Consider the following 16793-nt stretch of genomic DNA (forward strand, 5'->3'; position numbering starts at 1 on the left):
TTCTTTTATTAAATCGTCTCGACTGTCTCTGCTGCCTGTGATTGAGTAACTCTCAATTCTCCCACTATGACCGTGGGTACGGAAGAATGAACTTCCTCCAGCGCGAGGACCGCAAAATTTCGCGGAGGGAATTCCTTTGCTAGGAAATATGCAAACGGCATCCGCACCTCTCGATTCACGACGTAAATGGGAAAGCCCCTGCTCTCCTGAATTTTCCGATTCATCTCCGCCACCGATTCTAAAAGACGTCTCTGAAATTCGGGAGGTAGAACCAAAATGTCCCTACCTTCGAGTCGATCCTGCGCCAACGATTTGTTCAGGCGATCTAGAACTCTTCCTTCCACAACGACGGCCTGCAACTTCCCGTCCACCATATAGTCCTTTACGATCGTATTCGAAATGGCCTGTCTTACGAATTCGGTGAGAACGTAAGGATTCGGATACTTGGGCATCTTGTTCGCGATAGTTTCCAAAATCGGAACCAAATTGCGAATCCCCAAACCTTCGCGGAGAAGATTCTGCAAGACCTGCTGAAGCATTCCTAGATTTCCGGGTTTGTCGGCTTCCAATTCCTGAACCAATGTAGGATATTGGGAACGATAATGATCCAGGAGTTTTTTTACTTCCTCTCTTCCCAATAAACTTGAAGCGTGGGTCGCGAGTAATTCTCGCAGGTACGTGATGATGACGGTGGAAGCGTCCACGACGATGAATCCTTTCGATTCGGCATCTCCTTTCGTATCCGAGGAAATCCATTTTGCCGTTCGTCCATAGGCAGGCTCGACGAAGGCTTCTCCCTCGATGGAGGTAATCTCCTGGCTTTCCGCGGAAGGCATCGCCATAAGCTTATCGGGTCTGATCGTACTCGAACCGACTTCCACGCCGTTGATCTTGATCGTAAATTGATCCGGCGGAATTTCCAAATTATCTAAAATACGAATCGGTGGAATGACAATGCCGCTTTCTCTCGCAAACTTGGCCCGGAGATTGGAAATCTGATCCATGAGCGTACCGCCTTGCGATGTATCGACCAAGGGAACCAAATGATAACCGAATTCGATTTCGATCGGTTCGATCCTGAGTTCGTCGTAATAATCTCTAGGTTTACGATCCGAAACGGATTCTTTCTCCTTCTTCTCCAAAACGTCCAGTTGCTCCTGGACAGTCCGCTCCATCGAATAGGCCAGGTAAGCGAGTCCGCCCGACAGCAAAAGCATCGGTATGAACGGCAGTCCCGGAATAAAAGCGCCCAATCCCATCGAGGCGGCCACGACGTACAGAACCTTCGAATTCGCGAACAACTGAGTCTTGAACTGCTTTGCCAAATCGGATTCGGAACCGGAGCGGGTTACGATAATACCGGTGGCAACCGTCGTTAAAAGCGCCGGAATCTGGGATACCAATCCGTCTCCGATGGTGAATTTGCCGTAGGTCTCTATCGCGGAAACGAAGGATTCTCCCCGAATGCTGGCTCCGATGACGACTCCGCCGATCAAATTGATCGCGGTAATGATCAACCCTGCTCGAACGTCTCCCTGGACGAATTTACTCGCACCGTCCATGGAACCGTAAAAATCCACTTCGGCTTCGATCTTCTTTCTGCGTTTCTTTGCTTCTTCTTCGTTTATATTTCCGGTAGAAAGCTCCATATCGATGGCCATCTGCTTTCCGGGTAAGGCGTCCAACGTGAACCTGGCAGCGACTTCCGAAATCCGGGTCGCACCCTTGGTGATCACCAATACTTGCACGATCACTAATATAAGAAAGATGATGAATCCTACGACGTATTTGCTCAAACCGGATTCGCTTCCGACTATAAAGGAACCGAATGCGTCTATAATGGCGCTATTTACCGCAGGTCCTTTGGAAAGAATCTGCCTCGTAGTCGATACGTTTAACGCTAGTCGATAAATCGTAGTAATCAACAAAAGACTGGGAAAAACGGAAAATTCCGCAGGCTCCTTGATCGAAAGCGAGGTCAATACGATCAAAAGGCTGATTGCCAGGCTGAACAAAATCAATAAATCCAGGATCACTCCCGGCAAGGGCACGACTAACATCGCGACGATCGAGACCGCGCCGGCGCCTAGGATAAAGTCCGACTGCATGTACCATTTCTTTTCCATACGTTTCTCCTAGTCGTCTACGATGCGTTACGGAACGCTTTCCTGAAGGATTCGAGTTTTGTAAAGATCACGCTGAGTGCGGTATAGAAACGAGCCGGAACTTCCTGTCCGATCTCCACTTCGTCGTACAGGGTTCTGGCCATCGGACGGTCCTCGACCGTCGGGACTCCGTTTGATTTTGCGACTCGAATGATCCGAAGAGCAAAATCGTCGACACCTTTTGCGATCACGATCGGAGCCTTATGAATGGACGGCTTATATTCCAGGGCCACGGCAAAATGGGTCGGATTGGTTATGACGACGTCCGCCTTGGGAACTTCGGTAAGCATTCGACTTTTCTTAATCGTATCCCTGGCCATCTGACGACGACGGGCCTGTAAGGACGGATCACCGTCCTGTTCTTTCATTTCCCGTTTGGCTTCGGAGGGAGTCATTTTCAACGACTCTTCGTATTCATATCGCTGGAAGAAATAATCCCCGACGCTGATCGCCAATAACAGAATCCCGACCACCACAAATATTTTGAATGCAGTAAACGTGATCAGAGAAACCGACTCTTCCAATCCCATATGTCCTAGCATTAGAATCCGGAAGAAATCCTTCTCGATGATAAAGTAGGAAACCCAGCCTATGATTGCGACCTTGGCCAAAGATTTTCCCAAGTTGAAGAGGGTTTGTCGGTTCGGAAGAACCTTCTTGAAATTCGGTCGAATCCGACTGAAATTGAACGCCAATGCCCTCGGCGCGAATAAGAATCCGACCTGGACCACGTTCCCTACGATAGCCGCGACGACAGTAATTCCCATTAACGGTAAAAGTAATTGGGTGATATCCCATAGTGCGTTATTCATAAGAGTTGAAACCGCTTCCAAGCTTACCGAATCCGCCGATCTAATTCCGAAAAAATACTTTCGAAGTAGGTAATACGACTTCATGAAAAAGTATTCTCCCATAATGTACATGAGCACCACACCCGCGAGTAGAACGATGGCAGAGGGAACTTCGGAACTCTTAGGGACATTTCCTTTTTCCCGTTCTTCTCTTCTCCGCCTCTCGCTACCGGGTTGTGTACGACCTTCGTCCTCCGCGGCGAATAATTGCAGATCGATTCGAAAGTTTTCGACCGCAAACGATAATTCGGAAATCCCTCCGTTTTCGGATCTCCATGAAAAGAATCGGGAAATAAGCTGCATCCATAAGGATTTCATAAAGTCGGCCATTCCCTGAGCAAAAGATTCACTTTTTCGAAGGAAAGCTGAAATGCGGAATCCATTTGCGAAACTATAAAGGGAACGATCAAAATCAGCACGATCAGGCCGATTGCGATCTTAATCGGAAAACTCAGTTGCAAAATATTTAATTGAGGCGCCGCTTTTCCCATTAAGGCCTCCGAAACGGTGACAAGAAAGAGAACGCCGAGAACGGGAAGGGAGATCTTAAACGCGACGAGAAACATCGCTCCGACGGCACCCTCCATTGCTCGATACAAACCGTCTTGAATTTCGGGGACGAGCTTTAGGATCTGAATTTTTTCGAACGAATACGCAAGACTTTCGAACAAGAAACGATAGGCGCCTAAAGTTAAAAACAGCAGCATCCCGAGCATATTTTTTAGAGTACTGATAACCGGAAGGCTCGTCTGGGAAATCGGATCCAAAATCTCCGCGTAGCCGAAACCGAGCTGCACGTTGAAAAATTCTCCGGCCATCTGAAACGAGGCAAAAACGAGACTTATTAAAAATCCCATTAAAATTCCGATCAGAACCTCGCCGATCGCGACCAAACCGTAATCCATCATGTTTCCGGGAATCGGAGGGACAAAACCCGCCGATACTGGAAAAAGGATTACCGCTATCAGAAAACCTAATGAAATTCTTTGTGCAAACGTGATCGATACGAATGAGAATACGGGAGCAACCGACAAGAGTCCCACAATCCTAGCAAGAATCAGGAGAAACACTTGAAAATTACCGACGAAATACTCCATTAAATTTCTCTAAAATTTCTCTATCATTAAAAACAGATCTCTCGTGTAATCGGTAGCCGTTTGAAGCATCCATCCCGCAAAAATGACGATTACGACGAAAATGGAGAGAAGTTTGGGAACAAAGGCGATCGTCGGTTCCTGGATGGAAGTCGTTGTCTGCAGAATTCCGATGATCAAGCCCACTACCATCGCGGTCAAAAGGATCGGCGAAGAAAGCTTTAATGTGACGAACAGCGCGTCTCGGATCAGTGTAATCGCATCGACTTCGGTCATTTATAACTCCTTACCAGCTCGTAGACGATTAGATTCCAACCATCCACTAAGACGAATAAGATCAGTTTAAAAGGAAGACTCACCATGACCGGAGGAAGCATATTTAAACCCATGGATAATAGCGCCGAAGCGACCACCAAATCCACTACGATAAACGGAATGAAGATTATGATTCCGATCCAAAAAGCTTTTTTGATTTCGGAAAGCATAAAGGCGGGAATTAAAACGTAACTCGGAACATCGTCAAAGGATTCCACTTTTTCCACCTTTCCGATCTTTAAAAAAAGAGCCACGTCCTTAGCGCCGTTCGGACCTATCTGACGAATCATGAATTCTCGCATGGGAACCATGGATTTATCGAAAAATTCGTTCGTATCGATCTTTCCGTTCATGTACGGAGTAAGTGCCTTTTCATAGACGATATTCAAAGTGGGAGCCATGATAAAAAAGGTCATGAACAGGGCTAAGCCTACCATCACCTGGTTAGGAGGTAGATTTTGAATGGAGAGGGCTCGCCTAACAAAGTCCAGTACGATCACGATCTTAGTGAAGGAAGTCAGAGACATCACGATAGCCGGAGCCAATGAGAGGATCGTGACTAGAAAAAGAATCATGAGAGAAAGGCTTGTTTCTCTGGGACCCTTTGCTTCGTTCACGTTAATACCTAGATTCGGGATGGGAATCCTCGGCGCGGTGGATTGCGCGAATAGTTCCCCACCGGAAAAAAGAAATAGCAGCGCAACTGCGAAGATAGGGGCTCCTACCGCCCACATAATCTTTTTATGTCTCTTTATTGCGGAAACCAAAGTTCGCGCCTGATTTTCAATTGATCCACCCAAACTCGCCTACCTTAATTCACATCAAATAACCCGTTTTCCAGGTTATTCCGCTCTCGTTTGATCTCGTCCAATTTTTGTTTCAACTTTTTCTGCTTTTCTTTCCTAGCTCCAGGTTGCGGCTTTAGTAGAGTTTCCTCCGCTGTAGAGGTTCCGCTGATTTTGGTGTTCAGATCCTTCAACTGAGACAAGACGGAAACTAAGAAACCGCCTTCCGGAGGCTGGAACTCATCCTTCATTCGTTTTAGTCGGGATTTTGTTTCGGGATCCGTTATTTCCGAAATCAAACTGATTCCACTATCGGCGACACCTAATACGAAAATCTGCCCCGTTACTTCCACTATCTGCAGTTGCTTATTCGGCCCTAATAAGAGACTGCTTAGTAAATTCATCTCGTCCCGTACGGGCAATTTTGCATCACGGGATGCCGCTATCGTTTTTAAAATCCAGTATACGCCACCGCATAAGATTCCCAGAACCAATACGATTCTAAATAGAATGCCGCCTAGACCAGGCCCATCCGAGACCGGTTTGTACCGTTCCTCCACCGGATTGACTGCCGGCGAGGTCCCTGTTTCCTTTCCCGTTTCTGCGGACTTCTTTTCCGAAGTTTCGGCGGCATCGGATTTAGGCGCGTCTCCTTTTAGTTCTTTCTTTAGGAGTTCATCCATCGCCTCCCGATCGGTCGTCTGAGCATGAATGTTAAACGACCCCGATAAAACGCAAAAGACTCCGATCGCAAAAACGAGGGAGCCGAAGCGGAGAAGAGGAAATTTGTAAAAAAGAATCCTTCCGTTCATCCGCCTCCTGATTCCGGCTTGATCCTATCCGCCGGACTGACAATGTCCGTGACACGCACACCGAAGTTTTCGTCGATGACGACTACTTCCCCTTTGGCAATCAACTTTCCGTTTACGAGTAAATCCACGGGTTCACCGGCAAGCTTATCTAATTCTATAATCGAGCCCTCACCCAATCCCAAGATGTCTTTTATGTACATCTTCGTCCTTCCCAGCTCAACGGTCACGGACATCTGAACGTCCATGAGAAGATTTAAGTTAGGAGCTCCCTGAGCCCCGCTCGCAGTGGCCAAATTCGGGAAGGACACGGAACGCATTCCTACCTGGGCCCCGCCGCCACCGCCTCCCATTCCGCCCTGAAAGCCGCCTCCGCCAAAATCCCCGCCTCCGCCTCCGGATCGCTTAGACAAGGATAGAATATCGCTGGCCATTGATAGGGAGAGTAGGAATTGGACCCGAAAGGAAGGAAGGCCTTCGATCGCGAGATTGAAGAACGTCCTAACGATCGGGTCACCTTCCGGTAAAACAAGTGCTGCCGGGGAAGTTACATGCCTCGTTTCGGCCGGAGACCCATTCACCCCGCCGCCGGTCTTGGCAGCGATCTGAGACTGGAGCGCTCCCATAATAGGAGTCAAACTATCCTTAAGAGTCTGTAGCTGCCCCTCGTCCAAGCCCCCCGAATCGAAACCGCCCATCATCATATTCGCGATGCGAGCGGCATTATCAGCGCCCATCGCAAATACGACCCGACCGTTTAAGCCGCCCGAATACGTTGAATATAAAATCAGCGTATTCGCTTTTAACTCGGCTTCTACGTCTTTCCGAGTCTTGGCTTCCGTGGTAGGATTCATAAAGCTGGAGGTTTTCGATAGAATTGCGCCTAACGTGTTGCCCGCAGTCTGAAAACACTGGGAAAGAAAATCCGATAGGAGATCCCTGTCGACAGGCGATAAACCCGCAACTTCCTTCGAACCTCCGGTAGCAGCCATGCTTCCTGGATCGAATGTTTCATTGGCGCCGGCTAATAGCGCGTCTATTTCTTCTTGGGAAAGGGACCCTTCACCCATATTAAGGACTCTCTATGAATTTTGGATAAGGAGACATAATAAAAAGAATTTTGTCGACCCCTTTTTTCTCTTGCGCCAAAAAACGGGGCGTTTTGAGCCTGCCTCATCGAATTTTAATCTCGCTATTCGCAAAAACAAGGAAAAAAGGTCGGAATCAGAGGACGGAGGACTGAGGACAGACGCGTTCGCTTCGCGCACGCTAGACAGAAGCTGCTCGAGGTTTGGAAAGGCGGCAGTTTCTCGCGGCGAAATTTCTCGGCCAGAGAACGCCGGACATGTCGATTAAAAGTGGTCAGAGTTTAGGTATTAGGTGCAATGAATCTGAGAGTAGAATTTACTTAAAATTCCCCGCCCTTTGGGTGGGGGCCGGAGCGAAGCGGTGGAAAAATTCCCGTACCACAAAATGATTCCCATGACAAGAACTTTTCCAAAATGAATTTAGTAGGAGCTCCCACCCAGAGGACAGAACATTGATAAACGGAGTTTCCATGCTATAGAGAAAGATTCTTGTGTTAGAGTAGATCGGTCCTCTACCTCTGATACTTTTCAGACTTCGAGCAGCTACTGTCTTCTGGCCTCAGTCTTCTGCCTCCTGCCCTTCCCAGAGTAACCGCAAAGAGTCGAAACTGTAAATTCCGGTATTATGATAATCTCCCCAAACCAGATTGATAGCGTATCGACCGACTTTGGAAAATGAAAGTAGCTTTGCTTCCCGGATCGTTCCGGTCGCCGCACCGACTTTTCCTCCATGCCCTCCTCTACAGACCACGCAGGGACAACGTTTACGAAGATCCAGTAAGGAATATTTCGAAAGAACTCCGTCTTTCCACCCGATATATAACGAATCCTCGTCGAATTCTATCGTATCGGGCGTGGTTGCTTTTAAACTCAGAGCCAAAAGCGTCACCTAGGCAACTGCAGGAGTTTTTTTCGGAAATGCCCGACAGTGGTTCCGTAAGTGATCTTTTCATTCACCGGAATATCGGAAAAATCGAATGTATCCCGCTCTAGTATCAGAATGACTGTGGAGCCCATTTCGAATCTCCCCAATTCGGCTCCCTTATCTATCATGATCGAAACGTCCTTGTATTCCTCTTCCTTTGGAGTCCGGATCAAAGTGTTCGTTACGATTTTCTTATCATACGTTACTCGAATCCTGCCGACATTGGATGCCCCGACCTTTATGACGGCTACTAATCCGTATTCCGTTTGCAGAAAGGTGATTAATCTTTCGTTCTTAGGAAAAAGGCCGCGAATACCGAAAACCGCCAACTCGTTGACAGGAAATAATTTTCCCGGTTCATAATAATATCCTAAAATTCTCCCATATGCCGGGGAATGAATCCTATGGTAATCCTGCGGAGAGAGATAAAATGTTATGTATTTTCCGTTTTGAAATCGCGATAAATATTTTTCTCCGCCTAATAACTCTTTCAGATTGTAATCCACACCTTTTGCTTGAAGGATTACTTGCTCGTGAATGTCTCCGAACCCCGTGACCTTCGCGTCTACGGGTGAGACGAGAGCATTCTCATCCGAATCGATTATACGCGCTCCGGCTTTCAGCGCACGGGTGAAGAATTGATTCAAGGAATTGTATTCCCGAATTCCTAATTCGGCCTCGTCCAAATTAATCTTATATGCCTTTGCAAACGCCTTTAAAATCGGAATCATGATATAACGAGGGAGACGCAGTGCCGCTAATAAACCGAAAAGTAGGGACACTAAATTTTTTGGGAGGATTGAAAGAAGTAGCAAATAGAAGTCTTTGAAAATTTCGTAATGCGCACCGCCCTCGATCAATTTTCTTAACTCGGTCTGTGCCACCTTAACGAGTAGTACTAGACTGATTAACACGGGGACTGCCGTCACTAACGCCAGAGAAAACCCGATTCCGAAGATCTGAAGCAGGACCTCCTCTCCGAATTTTAAGTAACCGTACGCGGATCCTAAAATCGAAACGATAAATAGAATTCTATAGGCGTTGGCGAACTTTTCTCCAAAAATATACCGGGCATTTTGTTCGCCCGTGTAAAACCAGCCGGCAATGGCAACCACGGCGAACATTAGAAAGGATGCAAAGAATGCGATGTGAGCCAAATCCGTCGGCCCATTAACTAAAATTCTCAGAAAAGAAAGAACACCTTCCAGGTCTCTTACTCCGAAGGAATACAACGCATAAATGACTAAGGTAGCGACGATAAAGCCTTCGAAGAAAGTAGCCAGCATGCTAACGAGACCTTGTTTTGCCGCGTGATCGGTGCGCACGACACCGGCAACTCCGGCACTCTTACCGATTCCGGTCTCCGTAGAGAGGAAGAACATTCCGGTTCCCGTACTAAAAATCCGAGCTATCGAAAATCCTCCGCCTAATAACAAAGTGATCGGACTCGTGGCGTCCTTCGCCACCACTTCAAGAAAAGAATAGAAGCTAGTCAGTTGACTCCCGAAAAGTAGGAAAAAGCCCGCAAAAAAAAGGAGTAATCCGACAGGCGCGAGATAACCCGCTACTCTTCCGATTCTTCGGATTCCTCCCAAAACGACAAAGACGACGATGATGGAAATAAGCACGGGGACGGTCATCCCCTGGATATCAAAACCTTGCTGCGCAATAAACGAAACTCCCAACATCGGGATGGCTCCGCCCATCGAAAGAACCGTCAACAACCCTGCTAGAGAAAACGCGATTGCTAACCATCTCGCGCGAAGAGCTTTTTCGATAAAATACATCGGGCCGGACAAGTATCGGCCGCTTTCCAATTTGATCCGAAAGCGTATCGCTAGTGTGGAAGAAACGAATCGCAGCGGCATGATTAAAAAACTAGAAATCCAAATCCAGAGCAGGACACCGGGGCCGGCCAAAATTAGTGCGAGACCCGATCCCAAAACCGCGCCCGGAAGTAAGGAAGAACCCGTTCCGGCAAAGAATGCCTGGGAATGTATTAATCTTCCACGAGAGCCTTTGTAATCCATATTTCCGGAAAAAATTTTCACTGCCAAAAATAAGAAGCGAATTTGAGGGAACCTTAATCGTATTGTGAGGTACAACCCTATAAACAGAAGGAAGTAAAAATACGGTTTGAGAAGGTCCAAATCCAAAAAAGGAAATAGTTTTGTAGCTAGCATCCCAGTTTACGTTTCCTTGCAAATAAAGACTTTTAGAATCGAGACCCCGGGAAAACGGTGCCAGTATGCCGGGTTCCTGCAAGGATTTCCCGAATAGAACCAAATCACCACTCCTTTTTAAATCGGAAATGCAATCTAATTCAACCTCACGCGGTTTCTATTTTCTCTTGGTCGGTTTCTTATTGCTCCCCACTCTGCTGTACGGCGAGGACGCTGCGATTCCAAAATTCAAAGAACTCCCTGAGGAAAGGCAGGCGCCACCCGAAGGAAACTGGGAATTCGGGGCAAGATTCGGCGCGGGAATGAGAGGACAAAATCGATTCGATCATAACCTGAACGGTTTTTCTTCGACGTTAGACCCGCGGGTTCCTTCCGAAACTAGGGAAAGAAACGATCGCACGATGACTCAAGGCGAGGTTCTGATCCGAACCAGATTCGCGGGTAATTTCAAGGTAGGTGTGCTGGGCGGGTTTCATTACTTTAGAAATTTCGGACTCACGAATATTACCGGCGATCCCTTTTACACTCGTTTAAACTTCGGAATGGAAAGCTTATATTTTTTAGCGATGGTTTGGCAAGACGGGCGCGTGAACAGGTGGCTCAATTGGGAGGCCGGATTCGGCGGCGGATACACCAAGGCCCTATGGATTTCGAGAGGCTATGCGACCAACGGAAAGGAATACTTTCAGCAAGACGGAAACTTAAGCGGCACCGGTATCGAGTTTCGCTTAGAAGGTTCCCTATCCACTCCTGTCACGAATCATATATCCTTGAGCGCCGGCGTATTTCTGTCCTGGATTAACATCGCGTCTTTTGACGGTTCCTTCAACGGAAGTTCTTCCAGCATTTATATTCGACAAGACGGACGGGTCACTCCCTTAACCGAATCCGCAAATCAAACGAATATTCTACTCTCTCAACAATATTCCCGCAAATTAGATATGCAGTCGGCCTACGGCGGAATATTCTTCGGAGTCAATTATCGACTTTAAGATTCCCGATTAGTGAGCCGCCGATTCCGAGAGTAGATGAAACGGGGGAGCGTTTTTATATTTGGGTTCCTCCAATTTATCCTTCATTTTGCGTAACGTTTCGTACGGGATATCGACTACGACAAAATTAGCGATCGAGGAAGGGATACTGCCTCCCGGTTCGCTATGAACCTGATAGGTAACCTCGACTTCCTCTCCCTTCGGAACGAATTTCCAATAGCCTTTGATTTTACCTCGGACGATTCCTTTTTTTTCCGGTACGATAGAATTATTAGCGGGCCTCAGAGTATACGTTACTGCACCGGTTGCTTTGTCGAAGGAGAAGGTGGAATGAACTATAAAATCGCGATCGTCCAAGGGCCAGGGAACCCCGTTTAAAATATAAATATATCTCTCTTTCGGGTTCAGAATTTTTATAGCTTCCGACTTCTTGCAATCTTTCAACCAAGTCGTATAAGAAGGATTGTCGTCCAGCAGAGCGAGCAAGGAATTCAAACTCGCTTTGACTTTCGTCTTTCCCCGAAACTCCTTTAGTTCGGAACCTTCCACATTCCGTGTGTGAACGGTCACTCCGTTCTTTTCCTTGGCCAAATCCCATGCGAAAACTTGAAACGGAAAAAAGGAAATAAATAGTAAAAGAATGATTTTATGAAACATAAACACCGCCCCATCGATCGGAGTTGGATTCTTACTCGAAAAAGAAAACCGTCAATACCTTTTCGAACGTAAGCGAGCGTTCGATTTTCTCGGATCGTTGAAAATTAACGGGAACCTTTTATATATCGAAGGAGGAAGGTTCCCGCTTGTATTTTAAGGGTTTTTGCAAGTATTTGATCAAAAGCACTTTATTGCCTTTATCGTTGAATTTAACCACATCGAACACTTTCCGGGTCATCATAATCCCGCGACCATGAGTATAACTTTGCTCGTTCAGTTTTTCGCCGTCCAAATTCAGGATTTTCTTAAAGTCGAATCCGTCCCCTTCGTCATAAATTTCGAATCCGATTCGCTTCGAATTTAACGAATACGCGACTTTTACGGATCTAGCGCCGTAGAACACTTCTTTCTGTCTTTTTTGGATGAACTCCATGTAATTGCCGGATTTCATCGCGTCCGTCTTCTCGTCAAAGCTGATGCCTAGATTTCCGTGCTCGATCGCATTGATCAGGACTTCCCTTAGACATATGCGAACCGCCGTTACGACTTCGGATCCCACGAATTGAGTCAAATTGGAAGTTAATTGGCGACTCAAGATATCCGCGTTTCTAAGATAATTGTTCACGGTAAAATTCATGCTTTCACTTTGCAAAAATCTAGAAAGAATATCTTCGGAGATTTCGGAAACCTTTCCTAAAACCATCCGTTTCCCTTCGGCATCGAACGACTGTAATCGAATCTTGACCGGTTTAGGTTCCATAACGTATTTTTGGCTGAACTCGGAATGAAACTCGACAGTCTTTCTGAGTTTGAGATGCTCTTCTAGTTTTTCCTTTGCCAGGAATAGGTTCAAGGAACCCTCCGGACCTTCCGGAGAATAGATTAAATCCAATAAGCTCTTTCCCTTGACTTCGGCGGGACGATGTCCGGTCAATCTCGATAGGGTTCGATTGGCGTCTTGTATCTTTCCCTCTTGATCTAAAGTAAGTAAAAGTTCTTCCGCGCCTTCGAATAAATTTCGGAAGCGCATTTCGGATTGCTCTATCGCGTGCTTGGCATCGTTTAGGTCTCCGACTTTATTCGTTAAATTTATGGAAAGCTCGTTGACGCGATCCGCGAGGGACATCGCGATGAGTAACACGTGGAATACCGATCCTATTTCAACTCCCCAATTTGCGATTCCGATCGTATGAGGAAGTATTCCGGAAAACTTCAACAAGTATAGGAATGTTCCGATGATCAGTGCAAACCAAGCTCCGAGAAAAAAGGAAGCATATCTCAAATTTCTGGATAAATTTTGAAACCCCACGGAAAAGAGACAAATCAATCCCAAAAAAGCGATCGGAAAATATAAGGCCAACCCGACTCGAACCGGTAAGAAATATCCAGCTAACGCCAAAAAGGCGGAAGAATAAACGATTCCTAAAATCAGAATATTGAATCTGGGATGACGTCTCTTCGTATCGAAGTAAGTTCGAATAAAATCGGCGGCGGTTGCGACCGACAAAAAAGTAAACGATGTGATGCAGCGGCTCGCCCAAGTCGTAGCGCCGGGCCAAAAAAATTGCGAAGCATAGCCGTATAGAACCCATTGGACAAAAATGCCGGCGGCTACATAGGCGGAAAATGCGAAGTAAATCTTTTCCTTTGTCGAAAGAAAAAGAAAAAGATTATATAGAACCATAACCAGGATCGCACCGAAATATAAGCCTTGCAGAATTTGTTCCGAATTCACTTTGGAAAAAAAATCCTGACGCTTATACGCAAAGGCCGCAAAATTTACCGCGCTAGTCGTTTCGATCCGAATCAGTATTCGATCCTTGGAATGAGCGGGAATTTCGAAAGGAAAACTTGGAAACCGGTAGAAAATCGGCCTCTCTTTGAAAGAAAGAGAATCTCCTGCACGATAAATCGGCTGCGAGTTCCCCGAAGCTTGGTACACTTCGATTTTATCCAGATAAGCGTATTGAATTTCTAAAATCCAGGAAAGAGTTTCGTTACTCGAGTTCTCGACAGGAATCGAAAACCAATACGTGGACGAACTATAACCGAAGGAGGGGGAAGAAATCGGTTGAAATTCAGCAATCTCTAATACTTGAGGGTATGGAGTCGAACGACTCGTATCTTCCCAAACTTCCGAATGGCTACTGAGCGGGATCCCGTTCGACGGAATTTTGGAAGTGTCGAAGGCTAAAACCGGGAGGGCATGGAAAGACAGTAGGAATACTAAGCTTCTAAAAAGGATGGAGCGTTTTCCAATTTCCATTGTACTTTCAAGAATGCCCACTCTTTCTCCCTAAATTCGTAATTGAAGGGAGAAGTTTGACTCGATGCCGATCGGCATCAAGTCAAAATCGGAGTTTACCCTTTTTTAGTTTTCGACGCTGCGTCCTTGATCAAACCCGCCGCAATTTCATTTCTTTGGATTTGGCTGGTTCCTTCATAAATTTGGAGAATCTTCGCGTCGCGATAATACTTTTCTACCGGATATTCCTTGGTATATCCGTATCCTCCGAAAATCTGAACGGCGTCGGAAGCGACTTGCACGGCGGAATCCGACGCATAACATTTTGCCATCGCGGAAAACTTCGCGGCATCCTTATGCATCGACTCCGCATAAACTCCCGCTTTATAAGTCAGTAAACGAGATCCTTCTATCTTGATCGCCATATCCGCGAGCATATGTTGAATCGCCTGAAAGGATGAAATCGTCGTACCGAATTGTTCCCGTTGACGAGCGTAATCGATAGCCGCGTCGAACGCGCCTTGCATGACCCCGACAGCACCAGCGGCGACGGCGGGACGAGATAGAATCAGAGTCTTAAATGCGTGTAAAAACCCTTGGTTTTCCTTTCCACCTAGAAGGCTTTCCTCCGGAATTTCGCAGTCTTCCATAATCAATTGTCTAGTTTCGGAGCAACGAATTCCCAGCTTATCTTCTTTCTTCCCGAAAGAAAAACCCTTTGTTCCTTTTTCGATGATAAAGCAGGAAATTCCTCTCGGTCCACGGTCCTTGTCCGTCATCGCAAAAACGGTATAGATGTCCGCCTGTCCTGCGCTGCTAATCCATTGTTTGGTTCCGTTCAGAATATATCGATCCCCTTTCTTAACGGCAACAGTCGTCATGGATGGGACATCGGATCCCGCATTCGGTTCCGACAACCCGAAGGCTGCCGTCTTCTCGCCGGATGCTAGTAGAGGTAGCCATTTGTCTTTTTGAGCTTTCGTTCCTCCGACATCGATCGGCAACGCGCCTAGTTTCGTGGATGTAAACGCCGTATTTACGCCTAGGCATCCCCAAGAAACCTCCTCGGCCAGGATGATTCCACCCATCATGCCATAGCCTAATCCGCCATGTTCCTCGTCGAAGAGAGCCTGATACAATCCTGCTTCCTTAAATTTCTGTAGAATGGGTTTCGGGTATTCGTTATTTTCGTCGTAGTGCATTCGATTAGGGACGACTTCCTTTCGTACGACGTCGCGGGCTAAATCACGTAATTGTAAGAGTTCTTCCGGAAGATCGAATTGTAGGGCTGATTGCAAGAGCTGTTTCTCCTTCGGCTGTTTCGCTACGGGTTTTTCCCCATGCTTGGCCTAGTTTTCTCCTTCCCTATCTAGATAGCAAGCCGTTGCGATTCAAAAATAAACCGGTAAGGTCGATTGATAGGAGAACTGCGCATTTAGTTTTATATACGAACAAAGACCGAAAATCAAAAACCGGACTTGACTATCACGTAACCGACAAGAATCGGAAGACTTGCAAATCGAAGGGATTCCCATAGGATCGCTTTCGTTCTTCCTTCCAATAGAATTCCTAAGGAGAAGAAGGAGAAAATAATCCAAAGCGAGGCAAGCAGGAAAATTTCAACATCCAGAATTCCTTTTTTAAAAAAACGCAACGCAAACAAAGTAATCGCCGCCAAAATAATAAATTGAACGATCGCATATATTTTTTGTCCCGATGAAATCCGCGGATCGTAAACTTGCAGTCGCTCCCGGCTTACTAAAGGAATCTCCTTAGTTCCCCCCAACAACGAAGGTCTCCAATCCGGTTTTTGAATCAGAAGTAGAAACTTATCTTTCCAGTTTTGAGCAAGCCGAATCAAATTCCATAAATCTCGATAAACATGCAAATTCGCGGTTAAAGGATTGAAGGTCCCTAATTGTGTAGTCAAGCCGTACACCGGCTCGGACGTTTCTTCCGCATACGTTCCGAACCATTTATCCCAAAGGATGAGTATTCCTCCGTGATTTTTATCCAAGTATTGCGGATCTCTTCCGTGATGAACCCTATGATGCGAAGGTGTGAGAAAGATTCTCTCTATCCAACCAAGCTTTCCGATCAGGCGAGTATGAACCCAAAATTGATAGATCTTGAGAATCCCCTGACAGAGTAAAAGCGCCCACCAGGGAACTCCCGCTATCGCTAGCGGAAGATTAAAGGCATATTCGAAAATTCTTTGAAAGCTGGATTGTCTCAAAGCTACCGATAGATTGAATTCCTCGCTGGAATGATGGGTTACATGACAAGCCCAAAGAAAATGAACTTCGTGAGTCGCTCGATGAAACCAGTAGTAGATAAAATCAACCGCCAAGAGAATCGACAACCAGGATAACGTTTCCGCCCATCGAAATTTCCAGCCGTCAACCTCTCGAAGAATAGGAGGTCCCACAGGAAGCTCCGAAAAACCCCAAAGATGCTGAACCGAAAAATGAGCCCGGACTTGTTCGTAGATCCAGAGCGAGCCCGTAGTCACAAAAACTCCCGTAAGAGAAAAGAGAATGCCGGTGCCTAAATCGGTGATCGTATCATTCCACCGATAAACGTTCCGCTTTCTTCCGATATAAGCTTCGGCCAATATAAGAATCAAAAAGAACGGAACCGCTAAGTCTATAATCGATTCTCCCATGATCAACCTCGCGAAACTT

14 protein-coding genes are annotated in these 16793 nt (G+C 46.5%); 1 reads left to right on the plus strand and 13 read right to left on the minus strand.

Going from position 1 to position 16793, the window contains the following annotated elements:
• Positions 1-8: 8 nt before the first annotated feature.
• From LEP1GSC047_RS09685 to asd, 9 genes are all read right to left on the minus strand, one after another.
• On the minus strand, positions 9-2126 hold the full coding sequence (locus LEP1GSC047_RS09685; protein WP_010418730.1) for a flagellar biosynthesis protein FlhA: 2118 nt from the start codon (positions 2124-2126) through the stop codon (positions 9-11).
• 17 nt (positions 2127-2143) lie between these two features.
• On the minus strand, positions 2144-3334 hold the full coding sequence (flhB, locus tag LEP1GSC047_RS09690) for a flagellar biosynthesis protein FlhB (protein WP_020988640.1): 1191 nt from the start codon (positions 3332-3334) through the stop codon (positions 2144-2146).
• Positions 3331-4113 (minus strand): flagellar biosynthetic protein FliR, encoded by a 783-nt coding sequence (gene fliR / locus LEP1GSC047_RS09695; protein WP_010418724.1) that lies wholly within the window; start codon positions 4111-4113, stop codon positions 3331-3333. The genes flhB and fliR overlap by 4 nt, the downstream gene beginning before the upstream one ends.
• 9 nt (positions 4114-4122) lie before the next feature.
• Positions 4123-4386, minus strand: a complete 264-nt coding sequence (gene fliQ / locus LEP1GSC047_RS09700) for a flagellar biosynthesis protein FliQ (RefSeq protein ID WP_010418722.1) — start codon at positions 4384-4386, stop codon at positions 4123-4125.
• Complete coding sequence (gene fliP, locus LEP1GSC047_RS09705) at positions 4383-5159, minus strand: flagellar type III secretion system pore protein FliP (protein WP_010418717.1); 777 nt, start codon at positions 5157-5159, stop codon at positions 4383-4385. Before fliP ends, fliQ begins: the two co-directional genes overlap by 4 nt.
• Positions 5160-5236: 77 nt before the next feature.
• Positions 5237-6022, minus strand: coding sequence for a FliO/MopB family protein (locus tag LEP1GSC047_RS09710; protein WP_010418714.1), 786 nt, complete (start codon positions 6020-6022; stop codon positions 5237-5239).
• On the minus strand, positions 6019-7089 hold the full coding sequence (gene fliN / locus LEP1GSC047_RS09715; protein ID WP_020988779.1) for a flagellar motor switch protein FliN: 1071 nt from the start codon (positions 7087-7089) through the stop codon (positions 6019-6021). The genes LEP1GSC047_RS09710 and fliN overlap by 4 nt, the downstream gene beginning before the upstream one ends.
• A gap of 577 nt (positions 7090-7666) precedes the next feature.
• Positions 7667-7987: a DUF971 domain-containing protein gene (locus LEP1GSC047_RS09720; protein ID WP_020988720.1), complete on the minus strand. Its 321-nt coding sequence runs from the start codon at positions 7985-7987 to the stop codon at positions 7667-7669.
• A 5-nt stretch (positions 7988-7992) separates the two neighbouring features.
• A complete protein-coding gene (gene asd / locus LEP1GSC047_RS09725; protein WP_010418703.1) occupies positions 7993-10215 on the minus strand; it encodes an archaetidylserine decarboxylase in 2223 nt (740 codons plus the stop codon).
• A 65-nt stretch (positions 10216-10280) separates the two neighbouring features.
• On the opposite strand from asd, the gene LEP1GSC047_RS09730 reads away from it, so the two are divergent.
• Positions 10281-11207 (plus strand): LIC_11366 family protein, encoded by a 927-nt coding sequence (locus tag LEP1GSC047_RS09730; protein ID WP_010418700.1) that lies wholly within the window; start codon positions 10281-10283, stop codon positions 11205-11207.
• Positions 11208-11216: 9 nt separating this feature from the next.
• Here the strand turns inward: LEP1GSC047_RS09730 and LEP1GSC047_RS09735 are convergent, their stop codons facing one another.
• The 4 genes from LEP1GSC047_RS09735 to LEP1GSC047_RS09750 all read right to left on the minus strand — a co-directional run bounded on the left by LEP1GSC047_RS09735 (position 11217) and on the right by LEP1GSC047_RS09750 (position 16774).
• A complete protein-coding gene (locus LEP1GSC047_RS09735) occupies positions 11217-11864 on the minus strand; it encodes an START domain-containing protein (RefSeq protein WP_010418697.1) in 648 nt (215 codons plus the stop codon).
• Positions 11865-11982: 118 nt separating this feature from the next.
• Positions 11983-14130, minus strand: coding sequence for a 7TM diverse intracellular signaling domain-containing protein (locus tag LEP1GSC047_RS09740; protein WP_010418694.1), 2148 nt, complete (start codon positions 14128-14130; stop codon positions 11983-11985).
• A 95-nt stretch (positions 14131-14225) separates the two neighbouring features.
• On the minus strand, positions 14226-15407 hold the full coding sequence (locus LEP1GSC047_RS09745; RefSeq protein ID WP_010418692.1) for an acyl-CoA dehydrogenase family protein: 1182 nt from the start codon (positions 15405-15407) through the stop codon (positions 14226-14228).
• 167 nt (positions 15408-15574) lie between these two features.
• Complete coding sequence (locus LEP1GSC047_RS09750) at positions 15575-16774, minus strand: sterol desaturase family protein (RefSeq protein WP_010418690.1); 1200 nt, start codon at positions 16772-16774, stop codon at positions 15575-15577.
• Positions 16775-16793: the final 19 nt, after the last annotated feature.

The sequence above is a fragment of the Leptospira inadai serovar Lyme str. 10 genome (assembly GCF_000243675.2).
GTDB classification, from domain to species: Bacteria; Spirochaetota; Leptospiria; order Leptospirales; family Leptospiraceae; genus Leptospira_B; species Leptospira_B inadai.